The organism is Imtechella halotolerans (assembly GCF_028743515.2).
GTDB lineage: Bacteria > Bacteroidota > Bacteroidia > Flavobacteriales > Flavobacteriaceae > Imtechella > Imtechella halotolerans.
Genome location: NZ_CP117969.2, coordinates 1,707,501 through 1,727,464 on the forward strand (window position 1 = coordinate 1,707,501; position 19,964 = coordinate 1,727,464).

At 38.0% G+C, this 19,964-nt stretch carries 16 protein-coding genes, 2 tRNA genes, 2 rRNA genes and 1 riboswitch (1 of these 21 only partly in view); of the genes, 11 read left to right on the top strand and 9 right to left on the bottom strand.

Annotated elements, in window-relative coordinates:
- The 4 genes from PT603_RS07670 to PT603_RS07685 all read right to left on the bottom strand — a co-directional run.
- Positions 1 to 906: ribosomal RNA gene (locus PT603_RS07670) — 23S ribosomal RNA — on the bottom strand (it extends 1,916 nt beyond the left edge of the window).
- Between the two features lie 148 nt (positions 907 to 1,054).
- A tRNA-Ala gene (locus PT603_RS07675) sits at positions 1,055 to 1,128 on the bottom strand.
- 122 nt (positions 1,129 to 1,250) lie between these two features.
- Positions 1,251 to 1,324 (bottom strand) — tRNA-Ile (locus PT603_RS07680).
- Between the two features lie 68 nt (positions 1,325 to 1,392).
- A 16S ribosomal RNA gene (locus PT603_RS07685) occupies positions 1,393 to 2,908 on the bottom strand.
- The 16S and 23S rRNA genes sit together here with 2 tRNA genes alongside, the layout of an rRNA operon.
- 735 nt (positions 2,909 to 3,643) lie before the next feature.
- Positions 3,644 to 3,769: riboswitch (TPP riboswitch) on the top strand.
- Positions 3,770 to 3,867: 98 nt separating this feature from the next.
- On the opposite strand from PT603_RS07685, the gene thiS reads away from it, so the two are divergent.
- The 11 genes from thiS (at position 3,868) to rplT (ending at position 14,486) form a co-directional block, all read left to right on the top strand.
- On the top strand, positions 3,868 to 4,110 hold the full coding sequence (gene thiS, locus PT603_RS07690) for a sulfur carrier protein ThiS (protein WP_008239807.1): 243 nt from the start codon (positions 3,868 to 3,870) through the stop codon (positions 4,108 to 4,110).
- 44 nt (positions 4,111 to 4,154) lie between these two features.
- Entirely contained in the window at positions 4,155 to 5,990 is a 1,836-nt protein-coding gene (gene thiC / locus PT603_RS07695; protein WP_008239806.1) for a phosphomethylpyrimidine synthase ThiC, read from the top strand.
- 5 nt (positions 5,991 to 5,995) lie between these two features.
- Positions 5,996 to 6,625: a thiamine phosphate synthase gene (locus PT603_RS07700; protein WP_008239805.1), complete on the top strand. Its 630-nt coding sequence runs from the start codon at positions 5,996 to 5,998 to the stop codon at positions 6,623 to 6,625.
- Between the two features lies 1 nt (position 6,626).
- Positions 6,627 to 8,033 carry a thiamine phosphate synthase gene (locus PT603_RS07705; RefSeq protein ID WP_008239804.1) on the top strand — a complete coding sequence of 469 codons (1,407 nt, stop codon included), beginning with the start codon at positions 6,627 to 6,629 and terminating at the stop codon, positions 8,031 to 8,033.
- 12 nt (positions 8,034 to 8,045) lie between these two features.
- Positions 8,046 to 8,831 (top strand): thiazole synthase, encoded by a 786-nt coding sequence (locus PT603_RS07710; RefSeq protein ID WP_008239803.1) that lies wholly within the window; start codon positions 8,046 to 8,048, stop codon positions 8,829 to 8,831.
- A 22-nt stretch (positions 8,832 to 8,853) separates the two neighbouring features.
- Positions 8,854 to 9,975, top strand: a complete 1,122-nt coding sequence (gene thiH / locus PT603_RS07715) for a 2-iminoacetate synthase ThiH (RefSeq protein ID WP_008239802.1) — start codon at positions 8,854 to 8,856, stop codon at positions 9,973 to 9,975.
- A 16-nt stretch (positions 9,976 to 9,991) separates the two neighbouring features.
- Complete coding sequence (gene moeB / locus PT603_RS07720; protein ID WP_008239800.1) at positions 9,992 to 11,074, top strand: HesA/MoeB/ThiF family protein; 1,083 nt, start codon at positions 9,992 to 9,994, stop codon at positions 11,072 to 11,074.
- Between the two features lie 208 nt (positions 11,075 to 11,282).
- Complete coding sequence (gene thrS, locus PT603_RS07725) at positions 11,283 to 13,226, top strand: threonine--tRNA ligase (protein ID WP_008239799.1); 1,944 nt, start codon at positions 11,283 to 11,285, stop codon at positions 13,224 to 13,226.
- 94 nt (positions 13,227 to 13,320) lie between these two features.
- Positions 13,321 to 13,815: a translation initiation factor IF-3 gene (gene infC / locus PT603_RS07730; protein ID WP_155805638.1), complete on the top strand. Its 495-nt coding sequence runs from the start codon at positions 13,321 to 13,323 to the stop codon at positions 13,813 to 13,815.
- Between the two features lie 33 nt (positions 13,816 to 13,848).
- Positions 13,849 to 14,046: a 50S ribosomal protein L35 gene (gene rpmI / locus PT603_RS07735; RefSeq protein ID WP_008239795.1), complete on the top strand. Its 198-nt coding sequence runs from the start codon at positions 13,849 to 13,851 to the stop codon at positions 14,044 to 14,046.
- A gap of 95 nt (positions 14,047 to 14,141) precedes the next feature.
- Positions 14,142 to 14,486: a 50S ribosomal protein L20 gene (gene rplT / locus PT603_RS07740; RefSeq protein ID WP_008239793.1), complete on the top strand. Its 345-nt coding sequence runs from the start codon at positions 14,142 to 14,144 to the stop codon at positions 14,484 to 14,486.
- Between the two features lie 57 nt (positions 14,487 to 14,543).
- Here the strand turns inward: rplT and PT603_RS07745 are convergent, their stop codons facing one another.
- The 5 genes from PT603_RS07745 to PT603_RS07765 form a co-directional block, all read right to left on the bottom strand.
- Positions 14,544 to 15,698, bottom strand: a complete 1,155-nt coding sequence (locus tag PT603_RS07745) for an alpha-hydroxy acid oxidase (RefSeq protein WP_008239791.1) — start codon at positions 15,696 to 15,698, stop codon at positions 14,544 to 14,546.
- A 79-nt stretch (positions 15,699 to 15,777) separates the two neighbouring features.
- Positions 15,778 to 17,493 carry a beta-N-acetylhexosaminidase gene (locus PT603_RS07750; protein ID WP_155805635.1) on the bottom strand — a complete coding sequence of 572 codons (1,716 nt, stop codon included), beginning with the start codon at positions 17,491 to 17,493 and terminating at the stop codon, positions 15,778 to 15,780.
- A gap of 19 nt (positions 17,494 to 17,512) precedes the next feature.
- Positions 17,513 to 17,848, bottom strand: a complete 336-nt coding sequence (locus tag PT603_RS07755; protein ID WP_008239787.1) for an L-rhamnose mutarotase — start codon at positions 17,846 to 17,848, stop codon at positions 17,513 to 17,515.
- Positions 17,838 to 19,151: an L-fucose:H+ symporter permease gene (gene fucP / locus PT603_RS07760; RefSeq protein ID WP_008239784.1), complete on the bottom strand. Its 1,314-nt coding sequence runs from the start codon at positions 19,149 to 19,151 to the stop codon at positions 17,838 to 17,840. Before fucP ends, PT603_RS07755 begins: the two co-directional genes overlap by 11 nt.
- A gap of 24 nt (positions 19,152 to 19,175) precedes the next feature.
- On the bottom strand, positions 19,176 to 19,958 hold the full coding sequence (locus PT603_RS07765) for an L-fucose dehydrogenase (RefSeq protein ID WP_008239779.1): 783 nt from the start codon (positions 19,956 to 19,958) through the stop codon (positions 19,176 to 19,178).
- Between the last annotated feature and the right edge of the window lie 6 nt (positions 19,959 to 19,964).

Below are 19,964 nucleotides of genomic sequence, written 5' to 3' on the forward strand. Positions count from 1 at the left end.
CCGCATCCAATCAGTAGCTCTACCTCTATAAAACTATTAATCAACGCTGCACCTAAATGCATTTCGGGGAGTACGAGCTATTTCCGAGTTTGATTGGCCTTTCACCCCTACCCACAGGTCATCCGAAGACTTTTCAACGTCAACCGGTTCGGTCCTCCATTTAGTGTTACCTAAACTTCAACCTGCCCATGGGTAGATCACACGGTTTCGCGTCTACTACTACTAACTAAAGCGCCCTATTCAGACTCGCTTTCGCTACGGCTCCGTAACTTAATTACTTAACCTCGCTAGCAACAGTAACTCGTAGGCTCATTATGCAAAAGGCACGCCGTCACCAATTAAGGCTCCGACCGCTTGTAAGCGTATGGTTTCAGGGTCTTTTTCACTCCGTTATTCACGGTTCTTTTCACCTTTCCCTCACGGTACTAGTTCACTATCGGTCTCTCAGGAGTATTTAGCCTTAGCGGATGGTCCCGCTAGATTCACACAGGGTTTCACGTGCCCCGCGCTACTCAGGATACTGCTATGATTTATATAACTTACCAGTACGGGACTATCACCCTCTTTGGTCTGTCTTTCCAAACAGTTCTTATTCGTTATACAGTCAATGTCGCAGTCCTACAACCCCCAATATGCCGTAACATATCAGGTTTGGGCTAATCCGATTTCGCTCGCCACTACTCTCGGAATCACTATTGTTTTCTCCTCCTCCGCCTACTTAGATGTTTCAGTTCAGCGGGTTTGCCTCCTTGCGGATACTATGTCTTCAACATAGTGGGTTGCCCCATTCGGATATCATCGGATCAATTCGTATGTGCCAATCCCCGATGCTTTTCGCAGCTTATCACGTCCTTCTTCGCCTCTGAGAGCCTAGGCATCCCCCATACGCCCTTAATTAGCTTATTGCTTTTTGTGTTGAATACATACCTATGGTATGCATTCTTCTTTCTATACTTTCTATATGCGTTTTTCTCGTATTTCTCTTTATCTCAATATGTCAATGAACGTTTCGGCTCCAGTATTTACTTTCTCGTACATACCTTCATAACCCTAGTGGAGAATATCGGAGTCGAACCGATGACCTCCTGCGTGCAAGGCAGGCGCTCTAGCCAGCTGAGCTAATCCCCCATTCCTTCTTAAAGCGAATGTTGAATTATGAATGTTGAATTTATAATTCAATCCTCAACTTCCAGAATTTCCTTCAATATCTTTTTATGAACGTATACCTATATCACTATAAGTACTTGTTGTAGTCCCGGGCAGACTCGAACTGCCGACCCCTACATTATCAGTGTAGTACTCTAACCAGCTGAGCTACGAGACTCTGTATTGATTATTAACAGCTTAAGCAAATCACTCGAGCATATAACATATTTACTGCTATTGCTCTAGAAAGGAGGTGTTCCAGCCGCACCTTCCGGTACGGCTACCTTGTTACGACTTAGCCCCAGTTACTAGTTTTACCCTAGGCAGCTCCTTGCGGTCACCGACTTCAGGTACCCCCAGCTTCCATGGCTTGACGGGCGGTGTGTACAAGGCCCGGGAACGTATTCACCGGATCATGGCTGATATCCGATTACTAGCGATTCCAGCTTCACGAAGTCGAGTTGCAGACTTCGATCCGAACTGAGACAAGCTTTATAGATTCGCTCCTGGTCACCCAGTGGCTGCTCTCTGTACTTGCCATTGTAGCACGTGTGTGGCCCAGGACGTAAGGGCCGTGATGATTTGACGTCATCCCCACCTTCCTCACGGTTTGCACCGGCAGTCTGGCTAGAGTCCCCACCATTATGTGCTGGTAACTAACCACAGGGGTTGCGCTCGTTATAGGACTTAACCTGACACCTCACGGCACGAGCTGACGACAACCATGCAGCACCTTGTAAATTGCCCGAAGGAAAGTCTATCTCTAAACCTGTCAATCTACATTTAAGCCCTGGTAAGGTTCCTCGCGTATCATCGAATTAAACCACATGCTCCACCGCTTGTGCGGGCCCCCGTCAATTCCTTTGAGTTTCATTCTTGCGAACGTACTCCCCAGGTGGGATACTTATCACTTTCGCTTAGCCACTCAGCTTGCGCCGAACAGCTAGTATCCATAGTTTACGGCGTGGACTACCAGGGTATCTAATCCTGTTCGCTCCCCACGCTTTCGTCCATCAGCGTCAATAAATTGTTAGTGATCTGCCTTCGCAATCGGTATTCTATGTAATATCTATGCATTTCACCGCTACACTACATATTCTAACCACTTCACAATTATTCAAGACTAGCAGTATCAAAGGCAATTTTACGGTTGAGCCGCAAACTTTCACCTCTGACTTACAAGCCCGCCTACGGACCCTTTAAACCCAATGATTCCGGATAACGCTTGCATCCTCCGTATTACCGCGGCTGCTGGCACGGAGTTAGCCGATGCTTATTCGCATGGTACCGTCATCAACCTACACGTAGGCCTTATTCTTCCCATACAAAAGCAGTTTACAACCCATAGGGCCGTCTTCCTGCACGCGGCATGGCTGGGTCAGTCTTCCGACCATTGCCCAATATTCCTCACTGCTGCCTCCCGTAGGAGTCTGGTCCGTGTCTCAGTACCAGTGTGGGGGATCTCCCTCTCAGGACCCCTACCCATCGTTGCCTTGGTATGCCGTTACCATACCAACTAGCTAATGGGACGCATGCTCATCTTGTACCGCCGAAGCTTTAGTATAAATATGAGGCCATATCTATACACTATGAGGTATTAATCCAAATTTCTCTGGGCTATCCCTCTGTACAAGGTAGATTGCATACGCGTTACGCACCCGTGCGCCGGTCTCAAGGTTACAAGTAACCTCTACCCCTCGACTTGCATGTGTTAGGCCTGCCGCTAGCGTTCATCCTGAGCCAGGATCAAACTCTTCATCGTTAATCTTTATATAATATAAAACATACAATAAATAGTCTCTACTCAAGGATTTGCTTAAATCTTTTTTCCAATTTTACCGAAGTAATCTTGGTGCTGTTAACAATATATCAATGAACTTTATTTCTTTATTAATTACGCTTCCGTATCAAAGCGGGTGCAAAAGTAACACTCTTTTTTATTCTGACAAACTTTTTTTTGAAATTTTTTTTAAACTCCTCAAAACCTCTCATCACCAATAAAATCAAGCACTCAATGAACTTTCACTTCCTTATCAAAGCGGCTGCAAAAGTAATACTCTTTTTTATTCTGACAAGCTTTTTTTGAAATTTTTTTTAAACTCCTTAAAACCTCTCATCACCAATAAAATCAAGCACTCAATGAACTTTCACTTCCCTATCAAAGCGGCTGCAAAAGTAATACTCTTTTTTATTCTGACAAGCTTTTTTTGAAATTTTTTTTAAACCCTTAAAAGCTGTAAAAATTAAACTGTCTATGAACTTCTCTCCCTCTCGAAAGCGGGTGCAAATATAGAAAGGTTTTTTTCATTTTGACAACTATTTGTTCAAAATAATTTAACCCGAAAACCATAACAGTTGAATACAAAGTACTTAGACCTATAAATTATATAGACTTTTATTTTTAATGGGTAAAATTCATGTCTGATTCCATAAATTCAACTTCGAATGATTCTGATTCATGTCCTATTTTGTCCTAATATTTTACTTATATTTGTCTCAAGAACTTTAGGGGTGCTTTACATTCTATTCCTATATATAATAGGATTTATGAATACAAGGCTGAGAAATACCCTCGGAACCTGATCCGGATAATACCGGCGAAGGGAAAAGGCAAATTGTGTATTATTAAAAACTATGGAATCCTTATAGGACTTTCCGTATATACTCCTTCTTACCTTTCGCAAGAATCCCTATTGTTCCAAACACTTTAAATCACAAAGTATGGAAACAATAATGGTTTATGTCAACGGGAAAACTATTTCTTTACCAAGACAAAGTACAATCACAGATCTTATCCGGCAAATGAATACTTCACCAAGAGGTATTGCCATAGCTGTACTCAACAAAACCTCTACTTCAAATCACGAGTCTATTCCAGAGATAATTCCTCAGCAGCAATGGACTACTTACCTCCTATTGAATCAACAAAACATTCTAATCATTAAGGCAACTCAAGGAGGGTAATTTTATTTAAAAATACCACACTACACCTATTTAATAGTAATCACATGAAAAAAGACAAAACACCTAGCAAACAAATTATCACTAGGACACCCTTACCAAATTCTAAAAAAATATATATTCCTGGCACTTTATATCCGGACATCCGGGTACCAATGAGGGAAATTACATTAAGCGATTCCAAACACTCCATAAACGGTACTAAAGAATCTAACCCGGCTGTAACCGTTTACGACACTAGTGGGCCATTTACCGACTCTTCAATAACCATTAATTTAGAGAAAGGTATTCCTCCAGTACGAAGTCAATGGATAGCATCTAGAAACGATGTTGAGCAATTACACGCATTCAGCTCAACCTATTCCAACAAAAGATTAACCAACTCTCAATTGGACAATCTTCGATTTCAACATATCAGAAATCCGTTAAGGGCTCGCCAAGGTAAGAATGTAACACAAATGCATTATGCTAAGCAAGGAATTATAACCCCTGAAATGGAGTTTATAGCCATACGAGAAAATCAGAAACTTCAAGAAATCAAAGAACTTACCCAACAACACCCTGGTAATAGTTGGGGTGCTTCAATTCCAAAGGTTATCACACCTGAATTTGTACGTGATGAAGTTGCGCGAGGTCGAGCTGTAATCCCCAACAATATAAATCACCCCGAGAGTGAGCCTATGATAATAGGTCGTAATTTCCTTGTAAAGATTAATGCCAATATAGGCAACTCAGCTGTCACCTCTAATATTGAAGAGGAAGTAGAAAAAGCTGTTTGGGCTTGCCGTTGGGGCGCAGATACTATCATGGACTTATCTACAGGAAAAAACATACACGAAACCCGAGAATGGATTCTCCGTAATACTCCAGTACCTATTGGGACTGTACCTATTTACCAAGCACTTGAAAAAGTAAATGGAATTGCTGAAGATTTAACGTGGGAAATATTCCGTGACACGCTTATTGAGCAAGCTGAACAAGGAGTAGACTACTTTACCATTCATGCAGGTGTTCTACTACGATATATCCCAATGACTGCAAAAAGAGTAACCGGAATTGTATCCCGAGGAGGCTCAATTATGGCAAAATGGTGCCTGGCTCACCATAAAGAAAATTTTCTATACACCCATTTTGAAGAAATATGCGAAATCATGAAAGCCTACGATGTTACATTTTCTCTTGGGGATGGCCTACGTCCTGGCAGCCTTGCTGACGCCAATGACCAAGCTCAATTCGCTGAATTGGAAACACTAGGAGAACTCACAAAAATTGCCTGGAAACACGATGTTCAAACTATTGTAGAAGGCCCAGGGCATGTTCCCATGCACATGATAAAAGAAAATATGGACAAACAATTAAGTAGTTGTGGCGAAGCACCATTTTACACTCTTGGCCCTTTGACTACCGATATTGCACCCGGCTATGATCATATAACTTCAGGTATTGGAGCAGCTATGATTGGATGGTATGGCACTGCAATGTTATGCTATGTCACCCCAAAAGAACACCTTGGATTACCAAATAAGGATGATGTAAAAACAGGCGTTATCACCTATAAGATAGCTGCACATGCTGCTGATCTTGCAAAAGGGCATCCAGGTGCTCAATACCGTGATAATGCACTAAGCAAAGCCCGATTTGAATTTCGCTGGGAAGATCAATTTAATCTTTCACTTGACCCTGATACTGCTCGTGAATTCCATGACGAAACACTTCCTGCCGATGGTGCCAAAGTTGCTCATTTTTGTTCCATGTGTGGTCCGAAGTTTTGTTCCATGAAGATATCACAAGAAATAAGAGATCTTGAAGAACATGATATAACAAGAGGAATGGCTGAAAAAGCTAAAGAATTTACTGAGAAAGGAAGTGAACTATACTTATAAATAAAATGAAAGTATATCAGCCAGAACTTATAGTAATAACAAAACCAGAAAATTCCACCAATGAAACTTATCAAATTATTGAGATGTTTCAAAAAGGTCTGGCTGTTTTACACCTTCGTAAGCCCACTCTTTCGGAGGATGAAACCATTGAATTTTTAAACACTATTCCTGAACAATATCATGAACGAATTGTCATTCATCAACATTATAAATGTATTAACACTTATAATCTTAAAGGGATTCACTTCCCAGAAGCCATTAGAAAGGACTCTTCATTAATGCAAGGTTACCTAAATTATTTTGGTGACAAAGGAATTTCCATAAGTACTTCTTTCCATTCCCCCGAGGCTTTATTAGGTAAACAAGAAGCCATTTTTCAGTACGCCTTTCTTGGTCCTGTTTTTAATAGCATCTCAAAGCCTGGTTATAATGGAAAGTTTTTCAATATCCATAAAGAATTACTCCCATTTCCTGTCTATGCAATTGGAGGTATAACACCTGAACATATTTCTAAAATACCAAAAATGGGGTTTTCGGGAGTTGCTGCTCTAGGATATATATGGAATAATCCTAATCCAGTAAAGGCCTTTGAACAACTATCGAACTATAAAAACTATTTTTCAAAACCGCTTTAAAATGAAAACCTTCTACATACTAACCATCGCAGGTCACGATCCTTCTGGTGGCGCCGGTTTAACTGCAGATATAAACACCATTCAAAATTATGGACTAACAGCACTTAGTGTTTGCACTGGTGTTACGGTTCAAAATGAATCGATCTTTAAAAAGTGCTATTGGTCAAACCCGAATAGCATTAAAGAACAACTGACTCTCCTTCTATCGACCTATCCTATAAAAGCCATCAAAATAGGAATTATTGAAAATTTGACCTTATTGGAAGAGTTACTATTCATAATATATTCGAGTGACCCTACCATAAAAATCATTTGGGACCCTATTTTAAAATCAGGTACCGGATATGCCTTTCATGAAGAGCTTTCAAAACAAAAACTGTTGAACATCGTAAAATTGTGCTATCTAGTTACCCCAAACTACGACGAACTAAAAGCTATTTCAAAAGAAGAAAATATTGAAAATATTATTTCAGAAATTTCATCTCGCTGCCACCTATTTCTTAAAGGTGGGCATCGCGAAGATAGCTTTAAAGGAACTGACACTCTTTATTTAAAGAATGGCGATTCAATTAATTTTCATCCACCTACAATACTCAATGTAAATCGCCATGGCACAGGATGTGCACTTTCTTCTTCAATAACAAGTCTTTTAGGTCAAGGATACTCTTTAAATGAATCTTGCTTATTGGCTAAGGAATATGTATACCGATTGTTACTTCACACAAACCTAGTTACTGAGAAAAAAATGACACTTCAGTATATTTCTGATGGAGAAACTTCAGAAGAACATTTGAAAAACATCCAAAATGCATGCGTTTCCGGAGTGAAATGGATTCAACTTCGAATGAAAGAGTTTCCTGAAAAGATTGTACTTAATACCGCAAAAAATGCCCTCAAAATTTGTAGAGACCATGGTGCCCTACTCATTATTGATGATTACGTTTCCATAGCAAAGATTAGTGGAGCGGATGGTGTTCATTTAGGTAAAAATGATCTTCCTCCAAATGAAGCTAGATACATTCTCGGTCCAGAATTCATTATAGGAGCTACAGCCAATACAATAGATGATATTGAAGACTTAGCAAATAAAAACATTGACTACGTAGGCCTGGGCCCTTTTAAATATACACCAACAAAAAAGAACCTAAGTCCAATTCTTGGTCTTAAAGGCTATTCTTCCATTATGAAATGGGTAAAACTGAACAACATCAGTATTCCTATTATAGCCATAGGAGGAATCTCAATGGAAGATATTGCTCCAATACTAAAAACTGGTATTTCGGGAATAGCTGTTTCAGGCCTCCTTTCTAAACAAAGAAACAACGTGGACCTCAAGAATACAGTAAGTTCAATTCAGAAGTGCTTGCTACACAATTCACAGCCAAAAGAAATAATATCTATTGATTAATAAATACAAACTATGAACTATTCCGACACGCTAACCATAGCTAATAAACCCTTCTCTTCACGTTTATTTGTAGGCACAGGAAAATTTGGATCGTCAAAACTTATGAAAGACGCCATTATTGCCTCTGAAAGTCAATTAGCTACTGTAGCCTTGAAACGTGTGAATCCAGATGAAAAATCTGAAGATATCCATTCAAGTTTACTAACAACCGGGGTTAACCTATTACCAAATACTTCTGGTGTCCGAACTGCTAAAGAGGCCATTTTTGCAGCTCAATTGGCGCGAGAAGCACTACAAACTAATTGGATAAAATTAGAAATACATCCAGACCCTAAATATTTATTACCGGACCCAATTGAAACTCTTTTAGCCGCAAAAGAACTAGTGAAATTAGGATTCGTAGTTATGCCTTACATACATGCAGATCCTGTTTTATGCAAACGATTGGAGGAGGTTGGTTGTCAATGTGTAATGCCTTTAGGTTCTCCAATCGGAAGCAATAAAGGTCTTAAGACCATAGATTTTCTGGAAATTATAATCGAACAAAGTAATGTACCTGTTATTGTTGATGCCGGCATAGGAAGCCCATCCCATGCTGCTAAAGCAATGGAAATGGGAGCTGATGCAGTGTTAGTAAACACAGCCATCGCTGTGGCAGGTGATCCAGTCACCATGGCTAAAGCTTTTAAACTTTCTGTAGAGTCTGGCAGAATGGCTTATAACTCACAATTGGCAAGTGAACAAACATATGCAACGGCTAGCAGCCCATTAACTTGTTTCCTTGAAGAAGAATTATGATTCAACTTACCTAAAAAAGAACATGAATACTGATAAAAATAGCTTCTATCCCATTTTTCAAAATTATTCTTGGCAGGCCACCCATGGTGAAATTTATTCTAAAACTGAAACTGATGTCTTAAGGGCACTAAAGGCTAAACGACGTACACTTGAAGATTTTAAAGCACTAATTTCTCCTGCAGCAAAGCCATTCCTTGAATTCATGGCTAGTGAAAGTATGCGTATTACTCAACAACGTTTTGGAAATACAATACAAATGTATACACCCATGTATCTTTCCAATGAATGCCAAAATATTTGCACCTATTGTGGTTTCAGCCTCACAAATAAAATCCCACGAAAAACATTGACAGATGAAGAAATTTTAAAGGAGGTCACTTATTTAAAAGAAAAAGGTTATGATCATATTCTTTTAGTCACAGGAGAGGCTAATACTACTGTAGGTGTTCCCTATCTTAAAAATGCCATTCGTCTTATTAGACCCTACTTTTCAAACATAAGTATTGAAGTTCAACCTTTGGAGATTGCCGATTATAAAGAGTTAATCTCCGAAGGGTTATACGCCGTCCTAGTATATCAAGAAACCTATAACGAAGCATGTTACAAGACACACCATCCAAAAGGGAAAAAATCAAATTTCCAATACCGTTTACTCACTCCAGACAGACTTGGACAAGCGGGAATTCATAAAATAGGATTAGGTGCATTGTTTGGTCTGGAAGATTGGAGAACAGATAGCTTCTACACAGCACTTCATCTGAAATACCTTCAAAAAAAATATTGGAAAACACGATACTCTGTCTCATTTCCACGTTTACGACCTCATACAGGAGGAATAGAACCAAAAGTCGTAATGAAAGATTCAGATATGGCTCAACTTATTTTTGCTTACAGATTACTTGACGAAGACTTAGAACTATCTCTTTCTACTAGAGAACATATAAATTTTAGAAACCATATACTTAAACTAGGCATAAATTCTTTAAGCGCTGAGTCCAAAACCAACCCAGGAGGTTATTCAGTAGATCCTCAATCTTTAGAACAGTTTGAAATTTCAGATGAACGTAGTACCGATGAAATTGTTAATATGATTAAAAGTCAAGGGTACGAAGTGATTTGGAAAGATTGGCACAAAGGATATTAAACTTTTAATCCCATATATGTTATCAAAAATAGAACAACAACACTATCATAGACAGCTTATTTTGACTGAAATTGGTGAGATAGGTCAGTCAAAATTAAAAAAAGCAGCTGTTTTGGTTATTGGAGCAGGTGGACTTGGATCCGCCATACTACCGTACCTAACAGCAGCAGGTGTGGGTCAAATTGGAATCATGGACCATGATATTGTAACTCTTTCCAATCTACATCGCCAAATTTTATTTACTACCGAAGATGTTGGTAAGAATAAAGCAACTACAGCTGCAGAAAAATTAAAAAGACTCAACCCACACATTCGTATTATTCCATATGCTGAGGCTATTCATAAAGAGAATGCTATACAATTTATTTCCTCCTATGATATCATTGTAGACGGATCAGACAATTTTGCTACAAAGTATCTGGTAAATGACGCTGCAATAATTTGCAATAAACCGATTGTCTTTGGGTCAATTTTTAAATTTGAAGGACAGGTTTCTGTTTTTAATTATCAAAATGGCCCCACCTACCGATGCCTCTTCCCAGAACCTCCTTCTCCAGAAGAATCACCTAATTGTTCGGAAATTGGTGTTCTTGGGGTTTTGCCTGGAATCATTGGTTCCATTCAAGCAAATGAGGTGCTAAAAATAATTTGTGGTATAGGAGAGGTTTTAAATGGAAAACTTTTAACCCTTAATTGTCTAACGCTACAAATGGACCTGTTCAGATTTAAAAAGGTCAATTATAGAATTCCAAAATCACTCAACAGTAGAATATACGACTGTTCCTCACCAAATAGAAATCTAGAAATAACATTCAAGCAATTAGTCTTACTACCCAGTGAATACCTTTTAATAGATGTAAGAACTGTAAATGAACGTCAGAGACTCTCTATAAAATCCTTCTTGGAAGTCTCCTCTGAATTACATATTGTACTAGATGAATTAGCTGATAATTTATCTAGTATTCCTAAAAACAGACACATCATTTTTTACTGTCAAAGTGGTATAAGAAGCCTAAGGGCAGCCCAATTATATAAAGCAAAATTCCCCTTAGAAAAAACATCTAGTCTAAAAGGCGGGCTCGACTCAATAATTACATAAAAAATGCTTCGGATTACTTTAACAAATGAATTTAATCCATAAAATCATCCTATTTTCCTTTATCCTATACGCCTACAAAATGGCTTTTGGAGGAAGCGATCACGACAAGACAACCAGAACGTTCAAAAAGTAAACAAATTTTGTCAGATTAGCTACATATAACAAGAGAACAACTATTATCTTTGCATTCCAACAGAATATTAATATAATGATTAAAATAACTTTACCAGACGGATCGGTTAGGGAGTATGTACAAAATAGTACTCCAATGGATGTTGCCAAAAGCATCAGTGAAGGATTGGCCAGAAATGTGATTTCGGCAAGTTTTAACAACACTACTGTTGAAACCACAACACCTTTAACCACCGATGGTACGCTTACATTATATACTTGGAATGATATCGAAGGTAAAAAAGCTTTTTGGCATTCTACCTCTCACGTATTAGCCCAAGCTTTGGAGGAATTGTACCCAGGAATTAAACTCACTATTGGTCCAGCAATTGATAATGGATTCTATTATGATGTTGATTTCAACGGACATACTATTTCTGAAAAAGATTTACCCAACATTGAGAAAAAAATACTAGATATAGCTCGTGGTAAACACGAATACAAAATGCGTTCTGCTTCTAAAGCTGAGGCCCTAGAATATTATAAAAATCAGGATAACCAATATAAGGTAGAGTTAATTGAGAACCTTGAAGACGGGACCATTACTTTCTGCGACCACGATACCTTCACTGACTTATGCCGTGGAGGACACATTCCCAATACAGGAATTATTAAAGCTGTAAAACTTCTTAGTATTGCAGGAGCATACTGGCGTGGTGATGAAAAAAACAAACAGTTAACTCGTGTATATGGTATTTCCTTTCCAAAACAAAAGGATCTTACCGAATATTTGGAATTACTTGAAGAAGCAAAAAAACGTGACCATAGAAAACTAGGAAAAGAGTTAGAGCTATTTACATTTTCTCAAAAAGTTGGACAGGGGCTTCCACTTTGGCTACCAAAAGGAGCAGCCTTGCGTGAGCGTTTAGAAAATTTCTTAAAAAAGGCTCAGAAAAAAGCAGGTTACGAACAAGTTGTTTCACCTCATATTGGACAAAAGGAACTTTATGTTACCTCAGGTCACTATGAAAAATATGGTGCTGATAGTTTTCAGCCAATTAAAACACCCAATGAAGGTGAAGAGTTTCTATTGAAACCTATGAATTGTCCTCACCATTGCGAAATATATAATTCACGACCATGGAGTTATAAAGAATTACCAAAACGATATGCTGAGTTCGGCACTGTATATAGGTATGAGCAAAGTGGAGAATTACATGGCCTTACACGCGTGCGCGGATTCACTCAAGATGACGCTCATATTTTTTGTACTCCAGATCAATTAGATTCTGAATTTAAAAATGTAATAGATTTAGTACTCTATGTATTTGGCTCATTAGGCTTTGAAAATTTCACTGCCCAGGTTTCACTTCGTGATCCTGAAAACCCTACCAAATACATTGGCTCCAATGAAAATTGGGAAAAAGCTGAAACAGCAATTATAAATGCTGCTAAAGAAAAAGGGCTAAATTTTGTAATTGAAACTGGTGAAGCCGCATTCTACGGTCCTAAGTTAGATTTCATGGTAAAAGATGCCTTAGGAAGAAGTTGGCAGTTAGGTACAATTCAAGTTGACTATAATTTACCAGAGCGTTTTGACCTTTGGTATAAAGGAAATGACAATGAATTACATCGCCCTGTCATGATCCACAGAGCTCCATTTGGAAGTATGGAGCGATTTGTAGCTATTTTACTAGAACATACAGGAGGTAACTTCCCTCTTTGGCTAATGCCAGAGCAGGCTATCATCCTCTCACTCAGTGAGAAGTATGAGAAATATGCTGAAAAAGTTTTAAATTTGCTGGAAAATCACGAAATTCGCGCCCTCGTTGATAACAGAAATGAAACTATTGGTAAGAAAATTCGGGAAGCTGAGACCAAAAAAGTTCCATTTATGCTGATTGTTGGCGAAAATGAAGAACGTGAAGGTACAATTTCAGTACGAAGACACGGGCAGGGGGATTTAGGTACCCTAACCATTGAAGCATTTGCAGAAATTATAAACAAGGAGGTTCAAAGTAGCCTAAAACAATTTAAATAAAAGAAGTTTAACTAAAATTTTAGTAGCCATAGCCATTAGAAGAACAAATTCGAAAGGTCCTCGTCAAATAAGAGAGGAAAAAAGTGCACACCGTATCAATAGAGATATACGTGTACCCGAAGTACGTTTAGTAGGAGACAACGTTGAAATGGGGGTATATCCCACAAAAAAAGCATTGGAATTAGCAGATGAGCTTGAGCTTGATTTGGTAGAAATATCTCCTAATGCGCAACCACCCGTTTGTAAAATAATCGACTACAAGAAGTTTCTTTATGAGCAGAAAAAACGCGAAAAAGAACTTAAAGCGAAAGCTACCAAAGTAGTTATAAAAGAAATTCGTTTTGGTCCTCAAACAGACGATCACGATTATGAGTTTAAGAAAAAACACGGTGAGAAATTCTTACAGGAAGGTGCTAAACTAAAAGCTTATGTATTCTTTAAAGGACGTTCTATTGTATACAAAGATCAGGGAGAGATTCTATTGTTACGTTTAGCAACAGACCTTGAAGAATATGGTAAAGTAGAGCAAATGCCTAAATTAGAAGGTAAGCGTATGACCATGTTTCTAGCTCCGAAAAAAGTAAAATAATAATAAGCGAAATAATTACAAAAACTAGGAAAAATGCCTAAGATCAAAACTAAATCTAGTGCTAAGAAGCGTTTTAAGCTTACAGGTTCTGGAAAAATCAAAAGAAAGCATGCTTACAAAAGCCACATTTTGACTAAAAAGTCTAAAAAGCGTAAGCTTGCCTTAACTCACGCTACATTGGTACATGCCAATGACGAAAATAGCGTAAAAGAACAATTAGGATTGAAATAATCCATTTGTTTTTGGTTCCTATTGTATAACCCTGGAGTTAGGCACATCAAGTATTCTGAAAAAATGAATCGCCTGCTACAAAAAACATTAAAATTATGCCAAGATCAGTAAATGCTGTAGCTCGTAGAGCTCGTAGAAAAAAAGTAATGAAGCAAGCCAAAGGTTTCTTTGGCCGTAGAAAAAACGTTTGGACAGTTGCCAAGAATGCGGTTGAAAAAGCAATGCAATATGCTTACAGAGACCGTAGAAACAAGAAAAGATCTTTCCGTGCTTTATGGATTGCCCGTATTAATGCTGGTGCACGCCTTCATGGATTGTCTTATTCTCAGTTTATGGGTAAAGTTAAAGCTAATGACATCGAATTGAACCGTAAGGTTCTAGCAGATTTAGCTATGAACCACCCAGCTGCCTTCAAAGCAATTGTTGAGAAAGTAAAGTAAACGTTTAATAATATTATTTCGCTATTAAAAAATCCGGCTTTTGCCGGATTTTTCATTTTATCTAACTAAATGATTTTCAAAATCAGATGTCCGTTCACAACAAATTTGTTCCATGACTTGTTTTAATTCTGTTTTAAGTAGTGATATCGTATGATCACCTCCCTTGTCCCCTAAAGCCGCAACACCATACATAAACGAACGACCTAGAAAACTAAACTTGGCGCCACTTGCCATTGTTCGCGCAATATCTGGACCAGACCTCAAACCACTGTCCATCATAACAATGATATCATTCCCGTAAAGACTAGCTATTCTTGACAAAGGCCTTATTGTTGATTCACCAGCATCAAGTTGTCTTCCTCCATGGTTAGATACTATTATACCATCCAGACCCAAACGAATTGCGAGTTCAGCATCATGCTCTGTTGCTACACCCTTAAGTACCAACTTCCCTTTCCATTTATCACGTATAATTGCTATACGATCCTCATTCAATCGTCCAGAGAAGGTTGCATCCATAAATTTCCCTAACTGTTTTAAATCCATCCCCTTAGGCATATAGGGTTTTAATGTCTCAAATCCTGGTTGACCATATTTTAAAGTATTAAAAGCCCATTGAGGTTTCTTTAGAATTTCTACTATGTTACCAAGCGACATATTTGGGGGCATAGCCAATCCATTACGAATGTCTCTAGGTCTAAAGCCAAAAGTAGGTACATCACATAGAATAACTAACACTTCGTAATGTGCATCATGCGCACGTCTTAACAGATCATCCCTTAATTCATCCTTGGCTGGATGATATAACTGAAACCAAGCATTACCCTGGGTAATTTCACTTATTCGCTCAATACTGCTCGTACTAACGGTACTTAATACAAAGGGAATATTATGTTCAAAGGCGGCCTTTGCTAATATCTCTGGTGCATTTGGCCACATTAAGCCTTGTAATCCGACCGGTGCAATTCCAAATGGCGCACTATAGGTTCGGCCGAACAACTCTGTGCGCATATCAGATTTAGTATGCTTATTTAAGTAATAAGGCAAAAGTTCCACCTCTCGTAATTGTGATGTGTTTTTATGAAGATTAACATCCTCATTACAACCTCCATCTAAATATTCAAATGCAAATTTGGGAATTTTCTTTTGAGCTCTTTTTCTAAGATCATCTATAGAGGGATATCTAGAATCTATCCTTATTTCCTTCTCCATACTGCTATCATTTATCTTGGTATTAATTAAAAACGGAGACAGCTACATACATAGTATATAGCTGCCATTTTAAAAGTATTTATTTCGAATCTGATACTTCCGTAGTTTGCTGAGTTTCTTCAAACACATGTTTTGCATAATTGAGTCCTAAAGCCTCATATCTATCTTTCATATGTGTTAAACGAATTTTAAAATTATCCCAGTTTTTATTCTCTTCCTTGCTCCATACCACCTCAGATAGTGCAGTCATTCTAGGTAGAATCATATATTCTACATAATCCGATGTTTTAATATACTCTGTCCATACATTGGCTTGAGCCCCAAGAATATATTTTGATTGTTCAGCAGTAAGTTCTTTAGGATATGGCTTATAATTATAAACATCTTCTACCGTAGTTAAACCTCCAATGGCTAATGGTTCATTCTTTTTGTCTGCAAATTGATAGTGATCAAAATAGCATGAATGATTAGGGGTCATAATTACATCATGATGTTGTTTAGCAGATTCAATTCCTCCACTTTCACCTCTCCAAGACATTACAGTAGCATTTGGAGCAAGTCCTCCTTCCAAAATTTCATCCCATCCAATGATACTCTTTCCTTTAGAATTCACATACTTTTCAACTCTTTGGATAAAGTATGATTGTAATTCATGTTCATCCTCTAATCCTTCTTCCTTCATTCTTTTTTGACATACTTCACAACGCTTCCAATTAGCCTTTGGACATTCATCTCCTCCAATATGCACATACTTTGATGGGAACAATGGCATAACCTCGTCTAATACATTTTGAATAAACTCAAAAGTCCCCTCTTTTCCTGCACAATATACATCGTTATAAATACCCCAAGACTCCTGAACTATCTTTGGAGTTCCATTGGCTTGTAACTCTTTACTCTTTTCAGAAATCATGCCGTTTGGTACCTCAGTAGGTTCCTCCGGGAAACAACTAAGTTCTGGATAGGCAGCAATTGCTGCAGAACTATGTCCAGGTAATTCAATTTCAGGAATAACTGTGATATGTCTGTCGGCTGCATACTTAACTATTTCTTTTACTTCCTCTTGTGAATAAAAACCGCCATATCTTTCGTTATCATTTTCCGAACCAGGATAATGACCTACTATGGTCCCGTTTCTATAAGCACCAATTTCCGTAAGTCTAGGATATTTTTTTATCTCAATTCTCCAACCTTGGTCTTCAGTCAAATGCCAATGAAATGTATTCATTTTATGCATTGCCAAAATATCAATATACTTTTTCACAAAAGAAACAGGAAAAAAATGACGGGCAACATCTAAATGCATCCCTCTATATCCAAACTCAGGACTATCCTCAATGGTTACAGCAGGTATAGTAAGCTCCGCTACTGCTCCTTTTTCCACAGCTGCAGGCAATAATTGACGAAGTGTCTGGATCCCATAAAAAATACCTTTACCATTTTTTCCAGTAATCCTTATATTATCATACTTGACATCAAGTACATATCCTTCTTCATTACTAATTGTAGCATCTATCACCAAAACAATGGATCCCTTGGCATTATCAGCTTGGAATTCAATATTTTTTCCACTGGCATTACTTAGCATTTCAGCCAAATACTCTCCTTCCTTAACCAGTGAAGAGGCTCCTGAAATAATTGTGGAATTATCAACCAAGAATTTTCCATTAGATATTACCATTGAACTTGGATTTGGAATAACATTATAGTCAGCTTCAGAATTGACTACTTCCTTAAATTTATTACTACAGGAACTCAGTGCTAATGCACACATTAAAACAACTAGTTTTTTCATATTTAAATGATTTTAGGGTTTATAATTGAAAAATTTTATTCATTAAAAGCCATTTTTGGCCTGGTGTTGCAATTGGTAATGCTTTTTGGTATTTCCACATTAACTCCTCCCATTGCTGGACTTTATTATTTGCTTGGTCTGCAGCATTCTTTCGCTCAAATGAAAATGAAGAATTCACTTCCATAATCATAAATAGACGATTTCCGATATTGTAGATTTCCAATTGCTCAATCCCTGAATCCTTAATACTTTCAAGAATTTCAGGCCACACATCCTCATGATGCTTTATATAAGCATCTATTAAAGCAGGATCATCAATAAGATCCAAGGCTAAACAATATCTCTTAGTTTTCATTAGGCGTTTTAGCTTGAGTTACATAATTTCCATAAAAGGCGATACAGCAAAAACAGAGCAATGGCAGTAGAAAGGAAATATTAACCTCAGCTACTCCTATGACGGAGACATCATTCACTCCAGAACCACCTATGTCAATAATTACCCCTTGAATAAAAGGCATTAATGCTCCACCTACAATTGCCATTACTAATCCTGCGGCTCCTACTTTAGCCTCTTCTTCTTGTAATCCTTCCAGAGCTATTCCATAGATGGTCGGAAACATCAAGGACATAAAAAATGAAATGGAAATTAAACAGTATAAACCAAAGACTCCTTCAATAAAAATCGTACCCAAAGCACACATTGCTGCTAAAAGAGCAAAATACATTAGCAATCGTCCGGAACAGATAAACCGTAGTAACCAAGTGCCAATTACTCTCCCTACCAAAAACAATATAAAAGCCAAAAATTGATAATTGGCAGCGGTTTCCCCTTTCATTCCAATTGCTTCAGCATATTGATAAATATAGGTCCAGCACATAATTTGTGCACCCACGTAAAATACCTGAGACAATACTCCGAGAGTATACTTTTTTCTACCAAGAAGATTAGAAAAAGCATTCCTAAGTTTAAAAGTACCATCGACGTCTTTAGCCTGAGGCATTTTATTAATTCCAATAAGTATCATCACTCCCAATATCACCAATCCTAACATTACATAAGGATTCCGAATCACCATAAGATCCGAAGTACGAATCAGAATTTTCCTAGCCTCATCCAATGAATTAAAATCTTCTATGGAGGCTGATTGCAATTTTTTTAGAACAAACTGTTGAGCCACCAACAAACCAAGAATTAGTCCAACTGGGTTAAACACTTGAGCAAGGTTGAGTCTTTGAGTAGCGGTTTCCTTAGCGCCCATAGCTAGAATATATGGATTGGCTGTTGTTTCTAAAAAAGCCAATCCAAAAGTTAAAATATATAGACCTAGGCAAAAAAACCAAAATTGTTCCGTTATAGCTGCTGGGTAAAATAATAATGCACCCATAGCATATAAGATCAAACCAACCATAACACCTGCCTTATACGAGTATTTCCTAACAAATAACGCTGCAGGTAATGCCATACAAAAGTAACCACCATAAAAGGCCATTTGTACCCATGCAGCTTGTGTATTAGAAAGTTCCAATACTTTCTTGAAGGCCTGAACCATTGGGTCCGTCACTGCATTGGCAAAGCCCCAAAGGGCGAACAAAAGTGTTATTAATACAAAAGGAATTAGTACTTTTTTAGATACTATAGGTGGTTGGTGTGGTTGCATAATTGGATGGTTTATGAATAGGTTTTAGGTAATTGATCGATCCAGATGTACATATCCTCCATCGGGAGATAAGAACTGTCCTGTTGTATGGGCCGATTTTTCAGATATTAGAAATACTGCCAATGAAGCAATTTCCTCGGCTGTGGTCATCCGTTTTCCTAATGGTATATTTTGTTCTATTTCACGTTGTTTTTTAATGGGATCTTTAAACGAATGAAGCCAATTACGATATAAAGGAGTCATTACCTCTGCAGGTAATATTGCATTTACCCTAATTCCAAATGGCAACAATTCAGTTGCCCATTCTCTAGTAAGGGCAAGTTGTGCTCCTTTAGCAGCCGCGTAACCTGAGGTTCCTCCTTGCCCCGTTAAAGCGACTTTAGAACTTATGTTTAAAATAGATCCTTTCGTTTTCTTTAATTCGGGTAAACAATAATGAGCCATTTCATAATAATGCAGTAGATTTTCATTTAAAGAAGTAGTAAACCTATCAATAGTCCCCATTTCAAGTCCTACGTTATCATTCCGTCCAGCGTTATTAACAAGCCCGTCTATCCGTCCGTACTTCTCAACTGCCATTGCCACTACCTTTTCACAATTTCCCTGCTTGGTTAGATCCGCCTGTATAAAAAAAGCCTCCTGGTTGCAAGTGTTCATTTCATTTTGAAGCGATATCCCTTCCTCATTCGATCTCGCAATAAAAACAGCTATACCTCCTTCAGCAGCTATAGCTTTAGAGATTGCACCTCCAATTCCTTTAGTACCCCCGGTAACAATGATTACTTTATGATGTAGTCCTAAATCCATATTTTT

Bases quoted from the DNA above. Each gene is read 5' to 3' on its own strand.
- PT603_RS07765 (WP_008239779.1), bottom strand. From the start codon at position 19,958: ATGGATTTAGGACTACATCATAAAGTAATCATTGTTACCGGGGGTACT.
- thrS (WP_008239799.1), top strand. From the start codon at position 11,283: ATGATTAAAATAACTTTACCAGACGGATCGGTTAGGGAGTATGTACAA.
- rplT (WP_008239793.1), top strand. From the start codon at position 14,142: ATGCCAAGATCAGTAAATGCTGTAGCTCGTAGAGCTCGTAGAAAAAAA.
- PT603_RS07755 (WP_008239787.1), bottom strand. From the start codon at position 17,848: ATGAAAACTAAGAGATATTGTTTAGCCTTGGATCTTATTGATGATCCT.
- thiC (WP_008239806.1), top strand. From the start codon at position 4,155: ATGAAAAAAGACAAAACACCTAGCAAACAAATTATCACTAGGACACCC.
- PT603_RS07700 (WP_008239805.1), top strand. From the start codon at position 5,996: ATGAAAGTATATCAGCCAGAACTTATAGTAATAACAAAACCAGAAAAT.
- PT603_RS07745 (WP_008239791.1), bottom strand. From the start codon at position 15,698: ATGGAGAAGGAAATAAGGATAGATTCTAGATATCCCTCTATAGATGAT.
- PT603_RS07710 (WP_008239803.1), top strand. From the start codon at position 8,046: ATGAACTATTCCGACACGCTAACCATAGCTAATAAACCCTTCTCTTCA.
- thiH (WP_008239802.1), top strand. From the start codon at position 8,854: ATGAATACTGATAAAAATAGCTTCTATCCCATTTTTCAAAATTATTCT.
- thiS (WP_008239807.1), top strand. From the start codon at position 3,868: ATGGAAACAATAATGGTTTATGTCAACGGGAAAACTATTTCTTTACCA.
- PT603_RS07705 (WP_008239804.1), top strand. From the start codon at position 6,627: ATGAAAACCTTCTACATACTAACCATCGCAGGTCACGATCCTTCTGGT.
- fucP (WP_008239784.1), bottom strand. From the start codon at position 19,151: ATGCAACCACACCAACCACCTATAGTATCTAAAAAAGTACTAATTCCT.
- PT603_RS07750 (WP_155805635.1), bottom strand. From the start codon at position 17,493: ATGAAAAAACTAGTTGTTTTAATGTGTGCATTAGCACTGAGTTCCTGT.
- rpmI (WP_008239795.1), top strand. From the start codon at position 13,849: ATGCCTAAGATCAAAACTAAATCTAGTGCTAAGAAGCGTTTTAAGCTT.
- moeB (WP_008239800.1), top strand. From the start codon at position 9,992: ATGTTATCAAAAATAGAACAACAACACTATCATAGACAGCTTATTTTG.